The 10570-nt window shown below is 73.1% G+C and carries 11 protein-coding genes and 1 pseudogene; 5 read left to right on the forward strand and 7 right to left on the reverse strand.

The genetic code is table 11. The features are described from left to right. Window positions 1–107: 107 nt before the first annotated feature. From ACWCP2_RS32090 to ACWCP2_RS32105, 4 genes are read left to right on the forward strand one after another with little or no spacing between them, the layout of a single operon-like run. Window positions 108–632 carry an Asp23/Gls24 family envelope stress response protein gene (locus ACWCP2_RS32090; RefSeq protein WP_450912071.1) on the forward strand — a complete coding sequence of 175 codons (525 nt, stop codon included), beginning with the start codon at window positions 108–110 and terminating at the stop codon, window positions 630–632. A gap of 54 nt (window positions 633–686) precedes the next feature. Continuing rightward, entirely contained in the window at window positions 687–872 is a 186-nt protein-coding gene (locus ACWCP2_RS32095) for a hypothetical protein (RefSeq protein WP_450912072.1), read from the forward strand. Next, entirely contained in the window at window positions 869–1798 is a 930-nt protein-coding gene (locus tag ACWCP2_RS32100) for a DUF6286 domain-containing Asp23/Gls24 family envelope stress response protein (protein ID WP_450912073.1), read from the forward strand. The genes ACWCP2_RS32095 and ACWCP2_RS32100 overlap by 4 nt, the downstream gene beginning before the upstream one ends. Continuing rightward, complete coding sequence (locus ACWCP2_RS32105; protein WP_450912074.1) at window positions 1782–2333, forward strand: hypothetical protein; 552 nt, start codon at window positions 1782–1784, stop codon at window positions 2331–2333. The genes ACWCP2_RS32100 and ACWCP2_RS32105 overlap by 17 nt, the downstream gene beginning before the upstream one ends. 48 nt (window positions 2334–2381) lie before the next feature. Here the strand turns inward: ACWCP2_RS32105 and ACWCP2_RS32110 are convergent, their stop codons facing one another. The 7 genes from ACWCP2_RS32110 to sigK form a co-directional block, all read right to left on the reverse strand. Continuing rightward, window positions 2382–2699, reverse strand: a complete 318-nt coding sequence (locus ACWCP2_RS32110) for an SH3 domain-containing protein (protein WP_450912075.1) — start codon at window positions 2697–2699, stop codon at window positions 2382–2384. Window positions 2700–2850: 151 nt separating this feature from the next. Further along, window positions 2851–4545, reverse strand: coding sequence for a nickel transporter (locus ACWCP2_RS32115; protein ID WP_450912076.1), 1695 nt, complete (start codon window positions 4543–4545; stop codon window positions 2851–2853). Beyond that, window positions 4542–5885: a tetratricopeptide repeat protein gene (locus ACWCP2_RS32120; RefSeq protein ID WP_450912077.1), complete on the reverse strand. Its 1344-nt coding sequence runs from the start codon at window positions 5883–5885 to the stop codon at window positions 4542–4544. Before ACWCP2_RS32120 ends, ACWCP2_RS32115 begins: the two co-directional genes overlap by 4 nt. A gap of 83 nt (window positions 5886–5968) precedes the next feature. Next, on the reverse strand, window positions 5969–7438 hold the full coding sequence (locus ACWCP2_RS32125) for a DUF4331 domain-containing protein (RefSeq protein ID WP_450912078.1): 1470 nt from the start codon (window positions 7436–7438) through the stop codon (window positions 5969–5971). A gap of 640 nt (window positions 7439–8078) precedes the next feature. Continuing rightward, window positions 8079–8318 (reverse strand): chaplin, encoded by a 240-nt coding sequence (locus ACWCP2_RS32130; RefSeq protein ID WP_450912079.1) that lies wholly within the window; start codon window positions 8316–8318, stop codon window positions 8079–8081. Between the two features lie 172 nt (window positions 8319–8490). Next, on the reverse strand, window positions 8491–9240 hold the full coding sequence (locus ACWCP2_RS32135; protein ID WP_450912080.1) for an anti-sigma factor: 750 nt from the start codon (window positions 9238–9240) through the stop codon (window positions 8491–8493). Next, window positions 9237–9821 (reverse strand): ECF RNA polymerase sigma factor SigK, encoded by a 585-nt coding sequence (sigK, locus tag ACWCP2_RS32140; RefSeq protein ID WP_450912081.1) that lies wholly within the window; start codon window positions 9819–9821, stop codon window positions 9237–9239. Before sigK ends, ACWCP2_RS32135 begins: the two co-directional genes overlap by 4 nt. A 393-nt stretch (window positions 9822–10214) precedes the next feature. On the opposite strand from sigK, the pseudogene ACWCP2_RS32145 reads away from it, so the two are divergent. Beyond that, a pseudogene (locus ACWCP2_RS32145) lies at window positions 10215–10570 on the forward strand (fasciclin domain-containing protein); the annotation flags it as partial.

Here is a 10570-nt window from a genome sequence, read left to right on the forward strand (position 1 = left end):
GTGGCGCCGTCGCCGTCTGATTCGGAACCGGTGCGTCACAGGACTGCCGCGGCCGGTGTCGAACGTAGGCAACGCGGTTTCACCGTCGACGTCTTCTGAGGAGTCCGATGAGCACCCAGGACCTGGCCCCGGCCACCACGCCGGCCATCACCCCGACCGCCCGCAAGAGCACCACGGGCACCTCGGGCACCACGGCCACCACGACGCTGAGCACCGGGCAGAGCGGGGTGTCGGAACCGGCGTCCACCCGCGGCAAGACGTCCATCGCCGACGTCGTCGTGGTCAAGATCGCGGGCATCGCCGCCCGCGAGATCCCCGGGGTCCACGACATGGGCGGCGGTCTGTCCCGCACCCTGGGCGCCGTCCGCGACCGCGTGCCCGGCGGCCGTCCGAACGTCGGACGCGGGATCAAGGTCGAGGTGGGCGAGCGTCAGACGGCCATCGACGTCGAACTCGTCGTCGAGTACGGCGTCCCGGTCACCGATGTGGCCCGCGACGTGCGCGAGAACGTGATCGCCGCGGTGGAGCGGATCACCGGCCTGGAGGTCGTCGAGGTGAACGTGGCCGTCAACGACGTCCACCTCCCTCAGGACGACGAGCCCGGCATGCAGGCCGACACCCGCGTCGAGTGACCCGCGCGAGCCGGCCGGGCCGCCCGTATTCGGTACCACGTGGAGGATGAAGCGATGAGCAAGGACGTACTGGGGCTCCTGGTGGGCATGGCGCTGGCGTTCGCCGGCTGGTTCGGGGGCTTCGGCGCCTTCCTCCTCGTCGCCGCGCTCGGGGCGCTCGGCTTCGCGGCCGGCCGGTTCCTGGAGCACGGCGGCGACCTGCGCGCGCTGCTGGTCACCCGGGACCGGGACCGGCTGTGACGGCGCGGGACCGGGGTACGACCACGGTCGCCGGGCGGGTCGTCCGCAAGATCGCGGAGCAGTCCGCGCGGGAAACCCTCACGGCCCTCGGCGGCCGGGTGTCGAACACGACGGCGACCGTACGCGGGCGGTCGGCGGACGTCGGAGTCGGCGTCGTGCTCGCCTACCGCGGCTCGGCGAGCGACACCGCGCAGGCCGTGCAGGACCACGTCGCCGCACGCACCTCCCACCTGACCGGCCTGCACATCCAGGCCCCCCGCATCCGGGTGCGGGAACTCGCCGCGCCGGCCCGGTCACCCGTCGCGAACGAAACCCCGGTCGTGGACGGTCCCGGGCCCGCGCGTGCGTGGTCCGAACGAAGGCTGCCGGTCGCCTTCTTGGCCGCCCTGGCCTCGGGCGGCGCCGCCGTCCTGCTGCGGGACGCGGCGTGGCAGGCCCGGCTCGTCGACTGGCTCGCCCGCCACGGCCCGGCGACCACGCCGTTCTGGGCCGCGACGGCCCTGGGGACGGCCGGCCTGTGGATGGTCGTTCTGGCGCTCACCCCGGGACGCCGCGGCGACCTGACGATGTCCGGCTCCGGTACGGAGGTCCGGGCCGTCATCAGCCGCCGGTCGGCCTCCCGTCACGTGCGGGCCGCGCTCGCCCGCCTCCCGGACATCGCCGAGGTCCGGGTGCGGGTGGGCCGGCGGCGGGTGACCGTACGAGCCCTCTTCACCCGGGGCGAGAAGGCCGGGGCCCTGGGCGGCGTCCACGAGGCCGTCGAGGCCGCGGTACGGGACCTGGCTCTGGCCCCACCGCCACGCATCCGCGTCCGGCTGCGCCCGGACCCCTCCTGGCAGGCGGCTCGCACACCGCGCGCCGAAGGTGACGAAGGCGATGCAGGCGATGCAGGAAAGGAAGAAGAGGCCGATGGACCGCACGCGTAATGCCGTCAACCGGTTCGTTCTGCTCGCCGGGGGCTGCACGCTCCTGGGCGCCGCGACGGCCGTCCTCACCGCGACCACCGGCGTCGGCGCCGCCTTGCCGCCGTGGGCCGCGCGTGTGCGCGGCGGCTCCCTCCGCTGGATCGAACCCGCGACCCGCACCACCGCCGTCCTGGTCCTGTCGGCGCTCGCCGCCGCCGGTCTGCTGCTGCTCCTGCTCCAGCTGCGCCGGCGCACGCTCGGACGGCTCCCGCTGGAAACACGCCACAGCACGGTCGACGGGCGGGCTGTCACCGCCGCGGTGAGCGGCCGCCTCCTCGCACTGCCCGGCGTGACCACCGCGCGCACGACCCTGCACGGGCCCGTGGCCAAGGCGCGGCTGCGCACCCGGATCGTCGTCGACGACACCGCCTCGCCCGAACGGATTCTGCGGGCCCTGGCCACGGCCACCCTGCCCGAGGTCCACAGCGTGCTCACACCCCGCTCCCTGCCGGTGCGAGCACGCTTCACGGTCCGGGGACCGCGCCGCCTCGGGTGAAGGCGGCGCGGGACGGCGGCAAACGGTGATCCGGGCCGTCGGCTCCGGTCAGCAGTAGCGGACCCATTCGTGGGCGTGGACGTAACGGGCATCGACCCAGCCGGACTTGTCGGCCAGGTGGTACCAGCCGTCCTGCTGGCAGGCGAGCTTGACGTGGCTTCCCGGAGCCAGGCTCCACACCACGTGGGAATGCGTCCACGGGTGCTGGCGGACATTGAGCTCGATCCGGGAGGTCACCGTGCCCCACGATCCCCGGTCACTGTGGTGGGACTGGGGGGCGGCCCCGGCAACGCCCGCGCCCGCCACACCGAAGCCGGCGGCCAGGACGACGGCGGCAAGACTGCGTCCGATCGTTCGTGCGGTCATCACAGCACTTCCTTTCGTACCCCTCGCCCCTGCGCCCCGAGGCCGTTTGACCTGGCGCCGTGAGTGGCAGGCCCACTCCTCCCACCTTGTGATTCGGCGGCAGGAAACCACCGGATTGGTATGAAATGCGGATGGTCTCGGGCGCCTCCGCTCACATGCTGGCGACGGCCCGGGCGGCGAGTCCGAGCCCCACGAGCAGAACGAGGGCGGAGGTGAGGACGGGTCCGACGCGCCCCAGCGACCTCAGCCGGGCCGAAGCCCTCGCGGTGGTACGGACGGTGATCCGGTCCCGGAGCCGTACGAGGAGCAGGCCGGCGAGAGTGAGCGTGGCGGCCATGCCGAGGCCGTAGCCGATGACGAGGAGGACGCCGAAGGCCGTCCGGCCGAGGGCGACCGCGCCGAGGAGGACGACCAGGGCCGAGGGGCTGGGGACGAGTCCGCCGGCGATGCCGACGCCGATGAGGGTCCAGCGGCGGCGCGGGGCGGGGGTACGGGTGTGCGGGTGGTCGGCTTCGCCGTGGTGGTGGTGATCGTGCGGGGGCACGGTGCCGGCCTTGGTCAGTACGACGGTGGTGCCGGCCGCCGGCACGGTGTCGGGGGCACGCCGTGAGGACGGCAGGCCGGGCACCACGTCGCGGCCTCGCCCGTGATCCGCATCGTGCTCGTGGCCGTGGCCGTGGCCGTGGCCATGGCCGTGCTCGTGGTCGCCGTCATGGTGGTGATGCCCGTGTCCATGGCTGTGCCCGTGGCTGTGTCCATGGCCGTGCCCGTGGTCGTGCCCTCGGCCGCGGAGGGCGGAGTGGAGGAGCCGGATGCCGATCGCGGTGACGAGGAGCCCGCTGGCCAGGCCGAGCCAGGTGAGGACCGCTTCCCCTGCGAGGTGGGTCGCCAGCGGGAGGAGGAGGCCGAGGGCCAGGACGCCCGCGGTGTGCGTGAGGGTGACGGTGGCGCCGACCGTGACGGCGTCGCGCGGGGTGCCGCGGCGGCCCGCCAGGTAGGCGGCCATGATCGTCTTGCCGTGCCCGGGCATGGCCGCGTGGGAGGCGCCCAGTACGACGGCGAGGAGCAGGGCGAGGAGGCCGACGGGGACGGTCAGTTCGCGGCGTCCGACGAGGGCGTCGAAGCGGGCGGAGACCTTGTCGAGGGCGGCGGTGACGGGTCCCGCGCCGGGCAGGCCGGGCGGCACGATCCGGCTCGCGGGGCCTTGCCCCGGGGTGGTCCGCAATGCGGCGCCGCGTTGGTCGAGCGGGGCGGCGAGGGGGTCGCGCGGGTAGTGGCGCAGCCGGTCGGTGGGCGAGACGGCCGGGACCGTGGATTCGGTGAGGGTGAGCCCCTCGGCGTCGGCGGTGATCTCCCGCCAGCCGATGCGCTGGGTGTCGTAGTGCGTGACGACGCGGACACCGGACGGCGCCGTGAGCTGCGCGTCGGCGCGCAGTCGGCAGACGAGCCGGCTGGTCGTGAGCCCGGCCTCACCGGCGTGGAAGGTCAGCCCGCTGCTGCTGCGGTCCCATGAGACGCGCACGCCGCCCACGGAGGTGGCGAGTTGCCCGGCGAGGGTGGCGCAGGCCCGGTCCGCGTAGGTGCTCTGCTCGTCCGCGGTGAGGGTTCCGTTGTCGTCCTGGTCGATGAGCGGACGCTGTTGTGCCGCGGCGATCTCCGCGCGGTCGACCACGATCTCGGCCTCGACCGCGTGGGGACGCAGGGTGAGGTGGGTGGAGTGGTTGACGGTGAAGTTGCCCAGGGGATGGGCGGCCGCGGGGGCGCCGGAGGCGATCAGCGCGAGCGGGGTGAGCAGTGCGGCCACGAGCGGGGCGGCGGCAAGGCGCCGGCGGTGGTCGGGGTTCATGGGGTGCCGTCGATTCGCCGGATCGCTTCGCGCGCCGCGGGGGCGTGCAGCGGGTGGAAGGAGGGGTCGATGGCCAGCGCCTGTTCGAGGTCGTGCAGGGCGGCCGTGGTGTTGCCGAGGGCCTGGTGGACGGCGCCGCGGTGGTAGTGGAAGAGCGCGCTGCGGGTGCCGAGCGCGAGCGCCCGCTCGGCCTGTACGAGGGCTTCCTCGTCGCGTCCGGCGCGGTGCAGGGCCCAGGCGTAGGCATCGTGGACGGCGATGAACGGCCGCTCCCGTACGGCCGCTTCCCCGAGGGTCACCGCGTGCCGGGGGTCGCCGTGGTCGGCCTCGAAGAGGATCGCGTCGACGTCGGCGGGTGCGCCGGCGGCCCGGCGCAGTGTTTCCTGGGCGCGCAGGACGGCGTACTGGGCTTCGGCCTGTTCCTTGTTGCCGTGGGCCTGCTGGAGTTCGCCGAGCCCCAGCAGGTACTGGGGCAGGGGGGCCGCGGCGATGGCCGCGGTGTAGTCGGCGACCGCCCGCCCGGACTCCCCACGGGCCGCGTGGGCTCTGGCCCGGGCCTCCAACAGGCCCGTATCGCCCGGGGTGATGGCCAGCCCGGTCTGTGCCTGGCGCAGCGCGGTCGCCGGGTCTCCGCCGTCGAGGGCGAGCGAGGACAGGTGGGTGTGGGCGAAGGCGCGCTCGCCGGGGGTGCCGGCCGCCCGCAGGGCGCGTTCCATGAGGGCGGTGGCCCGGTCGGTGTCGCCGCGGAGCTCGCAGGCGTACGAGGCGCGGGCCAGGGAGGCGCTGTCCGGGCGCAGGTCGGCCATCTTCTGCACCGCGTCCTCCGCTTCCCCGTACTGGCCGAGCTGGGTGCGGGCGTCGGCCAGTACCCCGTAGGCGGCGGGGGTGGCCGGGCTGGTCGCGACGGCCTTGCGGGCCCAGTCGAGGGCGTCGCGGAACCGGTGGCGGGCCGCGGAGAGGGCGCCCATGCCGATCTCGGCGTGGAGGTTCCCGTCCGGCTGGAGGGCGAGGGAGCGGCGCAGGGCCGTCTCCGCCTGGGCGTAGGTGGCCTGGTCGGCGGTGGTGCGGGCCTGCTGTACCAGGGCCATGCCGAGGTCCGCCCAGCTGTCGGGATCCTTCGGCAGGCGGCGTACGCGCTCGCGCAGCGCCTCGGTGCCCCGCGCCCGGGCCGGGCCGGACGACGCCGAGGGGGAGGCGTCCGGCGGGCCGGTGCCCGCCGGGGAGAGGCCGACGGCGCCGACGGTGAACATGACCACGCCCAGGGCGATGACGATCGCGGTGTTGCGCAGGTGTCTGCGGTGCCGGGTCGCGCGGGCGGGTGTGTCTTCGGGCCGGTGCACAGGATCCTCCCCGGTGGGTTCGAAGAAAGACGGCTCCGGGCGGGAACGGGAGGACCGGCCTCGGTCCCCGCCCGGAGAGCGCGTCAGTTGGTCGTGCGACCCATGGCGGTGGGGCCGCTGTTGACGGACTTGGTGTGGGGCAGGGCCAGGTACGGGAAGGAGTTCCCGAAGGGCACCTCGTTGGCGTTGACCTTGTCTCCGTCGGCGAGCGCCGGGACGAGCTGGCCGGTCTGGGCGGCGCCTTCGACGGCCTGGAGGGAGATGTCGATGACGTCGTCGGTCAGGCGGCGGCCGTTGGGGAAGCCCGCGAGGTCGCCGGCGAGGACGCCGTAGCGGTTCGGGTTGGGGTTCGGGCGCACGCCCATGTTCAGGCGCAGTTCCTCCGCGGGCACGATGTCCCGCAGGCGTGCGTCCTTGTTGAGGCGGTGGGCGTTGAGGTCGGCCTGGATGGGTCCGCAGGCCTTGCAGATGCCCGTCAGGTAGATCTCGAAGAGGTCCCTGCGCGGGGTGGCCGGGGCGGGGATGCCGTAGACCTGCTGGATCAGCTTGGGCAGGATCGGGTCCAGGACCTTGTCGACGACCGGCTGGACGGTGCGGTCCTGGTCGGGGTTGAGGGTGTTGAAGGCGTCCTTGTACTTGATCGGGACGACGACCTCGTTGACCAGCGGGTTGCCCAGGCGGGAAACCTGCTTCCACTTGTCGCCGTGCTTGTCGCGGGAGTCGGAGACCTGCACGCCCTGGCGGTCGGTGGTCGACCACACGCCGATGACCGGGTTGCGGGCGGGGTCGCCCTTCAGCGCGAGCTGCGACTTGGGGATCTGCAGGGCGACGGAGTTGACGTTGTAGCCGGCGAGGGTGTCCTGGCCGCGCTCGGACAGGTTGCCGCCGTAGAGGAGGTCGAACACGCGCAGGTCCGCGAAGAACGGGTCCTCGGCCTGGCCGGCGAAGGTCTTGCCGCCGCCGGGGACGTTGCGGATGGCCTGGTTGCGCAGGGCGGCGTAGTTCGGCATGGAGGCCGGGCCGACGCGCGAGGGGGCCGCGGGCACGTTCGAGAGCAGGACCTTGCTCTCGTTGCCGTGGGAGACCACGAGGTCGTAGACCTGGCGGAAGTTGAGGTCCGGGTCGGTCAGCGAGGTGACCTGGCCGGTGTTGTAGAGGAACTGGTTGGCGGCGTCCTGGTAGCTGTTGCGGAAGCGCCAGGTGTAGGTGATGTCGGAGACGCCGTCACCCGTGTTGTCGATCTTGATGTTGTAGCGGAGGTCGTCGCCGAACGCGTAGAAGTTCGGTCCGCCGTTGGGCTCCTCGAACGGGATCCAGTTCGCCAGCAGCGTGACCGAGTCGGGGCGGTCCAGGCTCGTGTACGCGTACACGTCGGTGTTGTCCGCACGCGGGTCGCCCGCGATCAGCGGCGCCTCGCGGTGGCTGGACGCGGAACTGACCCCCGGGGCCAGCGTCAGGGCGGCGAGGCCGGCCGCCAGCGCGCCGGCGCCCAGGACGAGAAGGGAGTGGTTGAGCACACGGCGCGAACGGGGCCGTGCGGGGATGGACTTCAAGGCTGTTCCTCTCGACTGCGACCCCCTGCCCACCGCACACACCGGTACGGCGGCTGAAGGGGCATACAGGTGGGGTGACCACTCGGTCGGACAATGCGCCCGTGAGACTTCGGCGGCAGTATCAAGGCCCGCCGGCCTCGCGCAGCGACTTTGCATGCAGACCGCGCAGTCGGAAGGAAAGCACGTACCGGGGCCCGCGCATGCCGCTATTAGAGGTAGCCGTCGGAAATCCGGTACCGCGGTGTAAGCAAAACGCCTGGCCACAGCCGTAACCGGATGAAATTCGGGATTATGGAATTTCCGCGACACGCGCTGCGCGCGCTAGGCCGATCAGGGATCCACCCGCTATTGCAAGAAGTGCGCAATAAGGTGCGGAGGCGGCCCGGAGCGAGGAGAGAATCGTTTCCGCAATGCAGCCGAATACAGCAGGACCCCGCCTGCCGAATTCCGAAACCGAATTACTGGATCCAGAATGCCGAACTGGATATGGGGGGGCGGCGGCTCCCCTCCGTGTCACCACCCGGCGCCTTCCGCCCCGGCCGGCCCGGGCCGCGGGCCGGACCGCCGGACGGACCGCGGGCCGGACCGCCGGACGGGCCGCCGGACGGCCGGCCCCGGGACGAACCGGGGCCGGGGACGTTCAGCTGTTGACGCAGGTGTTGCCGAAGGCGGGGTTGAGCAGGCCGATCACGTTGACGCTGTTGCCGCACGCGTTGATGGGGATGTGGATGGGGATCTGGATCAGGTTCCCGGACAGGACGCCCGGGGAGTAGGCGGCGACTCCGGACGCACCGGCGTCGGCGGACGCGGCGGACGCGCCGCCGATGACGGCCATACCGACGGCGAGCGCGAGACCTGCACTCTTCAGGAGACGAGACATGAGGGGTTCTCCTTGCTGTTCGAGCGGCGCTGGGCGCCTGCGAACCCGGACCGGGTCCGCGCACCTTCTTCGGCGTGACATCGCGGGCGGTTTGGCCCCGGATGGCCTGTTCCCTCGAAGGGGTGAGCCCTTGCCCGCATCCGGCCGAACCGTTCCCGGCCCGCGCAGAAGCTCAGGCGGGGAGGGCGAGGAGGAGCAGCGGGCTGCTGGTGGGCCGGGCGGAGCCACCCGCGGGTTCGAGGGTGAGGCCGACCGCCCGGGCGCCCGCGGGGCCGCCCTGCATGACGGTGGCGCCGTCGCCGCCGAGGAGACCTGCGGGGCGCATGGTGCCGCGGTCGTCGAACCACAGCTGGTAGGTCTTGCCGGCCGGCGGAACCGGCAGCCCGGCGCCGACGAAGACCGCCTTGTCGTGCAGCGCCGAGGTGACCACGGTGGTGGCGGCTCCCGTGGTGGTGCGTCCGTGCACGGTCCTGGCGTCGGGGGCGGTCATGACGGCCGCCAGCTCCTGGGCCTGTTCGTCGGTGTGCTGGGCCCGGGTACGGGCCTGTTCGGTCTGCTGGTGCTGCCAGACGGCGAGTCCGCCGAAGCTCGCGGCGAGGGCGATTGCGGCGGCGACGACGAACGGGCCGGCCCTGCGCGTCAGTACGGCCGTGAGCCGGGCCGGGGCGGCGGTGGTCTGGGTGCGCGGGGGCAGCTGACGGACGCCCTCGATGCGGTGCACCACCACCTGCTTCATGCGGTCGGGCGCGGGCAGTTGAGCCGCCTCGGCCAGGTGTGCGGCGGTCGCCGCGAACTCGGCGACCTCCTGCGCGCAGGCCGGGCAGTGCCCGAGGTGCGCGGCGAACGCCTCGTACTCCTTGCCCGTGAGCGCGTCCAGGGCGTACGCGCCTGCGAGGGTGTGCAGGTCCTCTTCGTGTTTCACGTGGTCACCCCCATGCAGTCGCGCAGCCGGATCAGTCCGTCGCGCATCCGGGTCTTGATGGTCGCAAGCGGCGAGCGCAGCGCGTCCGCGACCTCGCGGTAGGTCAGGCCCTGGTAGTACGCCAGGGTGACGGCCTGGCGCTGGAGTTCGGTGAGTCCCCGCAGACAGCGGCGCACCTGCTCGCTGTCGAGCCGGGTCTCGACCTCTTCGGCGACCACGTCGAAGGGCCTCGGCCGGTCGCGTACGGCGTCGGCGTACTCGCGGTTCGCGGAGGCCTGGGCGGAGCGGACCCGGTCCACCGCCCTGCGGTGGGAGATCGTCGCCACCCAGGTCATGACGGTTCCCTGCTCGGGACGGTAGCGGGCGGCCTGGCGCCACAGGTCGATCATCACCTCCTGCGCCACCTCCTCCGACTGGGCCCGGTCCCGCACGACTTTGACGGCGATCCCGAACACCGTGCCGGCGACCGCGTCGTACAGGACGCCGAAGGCCTCCTTGTCCCCGTGGGCCACCCGCTCCATCACCTCTTCCAGCCGCGGCCCGCCCGCGTCCGCACCCTCGAACCGCAGTGGCTGCGTCATCGGCGTCCGGTCCCGCGTCGCCGGGATCCGGGCCGCGGCCCGGCGCCGAAGTGACCGCGCCCGCGCTTGTGCCTCGATGCCATCAACCGCTCTTTCGACGAGGGAAGGACCGGCCCGCGTCGGGGGCCGGCCGTGGTCGCTCCGCTGTCTTGCGTCCTCTTCGTAGCGGACCTATGTACGGATTGCCCGGGGGCGGCGGCACGGCACCTCCGCCATCACCCGATCGAGCGATACCGGCCTCCTGCGGCGGGCCGGTCGGCAGCGGGGAGCCAACTCGACCAATCCGCCGGACGGAGCGCGGCGAATGAGGGGTGTGTTCCGGTCGCGTCCCGGCCGGAAGCCCCCAGACGTCCCGTTCCTCTTGAAACGCCAGAACTCACCAGGAGACCCCCCGTGTCCAGCACGCTTCGCATCCGTCGTACCGCTCTCGCCGTCGCCGCTGCGGCCGTTCTGCCCTTCGCTCTGTCCGCCTGCTCCGACTCCGGCAGCGACTCCGCCGCCGGATCCTCCGCGGACAAGAGCGGCAGCACGGCGGCCGCTTCGCAGGCTGCGACGCCGGACGCGTCGATGGCGATGGACAAGCCGTTCGGCCCGGCCTGTGCCGGCGTTCCCACCGACGGCGCGGGCTCCTTCGACGGCATGGCCAAGGACCCGGTCGCCACCGCCGCCTCCAACAACCCGGCCCTCTCCACCCTGGTCACCGCCGTCAAGCAGGCCGGACTCGTCGACACCCTCAACAACGCCAAGGG

The organism is Streptomyces sp. NPDC002104, from assembly GCF_053593795.1.

Coding starts and splice junctions, on each gene's coding strand:
- ACWCP2_RS32090 (WP_450912071.1), top strand. CDS start 108: ATGAGCACCCAGGACCTGGCCCCGGCCACCACGCCGGCCATCACCCCG.
- ACWCP2_RS32095 (WP_450912072.1), top strand. CDS start 687: ATGAGCAAGGACGTACTGGGGCTCCTGGTGGGCATGGCGCTGGCGTTC.
- ACWCP2_RS32105 (WP_450912074.1), top strand. CDS start 1,782: ATGGACCGCACGCGTAATGCCGTCAACCGGTTCGTTCTGCTCGCCGGG.
- ACWCP2_RS32110 (WP_450912075.1), bottom strand. CDS start 2,699: ATGACCGCACGAACGATCGGACGCAGTCTTGCCGCCGTCGTCCTGGCC.
- ACWCP2_RS32115 (WP_450912076.1), bottom strand. CDS start 4,545: ATGAACCCCGACCACCGCCGGCGCCTTGCCGCCGCCCCGCTCGTGGCC.
- ACWCP2_RS32130 (WP_450912079.1), bottom strand. CDS start 8,318: ATGTCTCGTCTCCTGAAGAGTGCAGGTCTCGCGCTCGCCGTCGGTATG.
- sigK (WP_450912081.1), bottom strand. CDS start 9,821: ATGACGCAGCCACTGCGGTTCGAGGGTGCGGACGCGGGCGGGCCGCGG.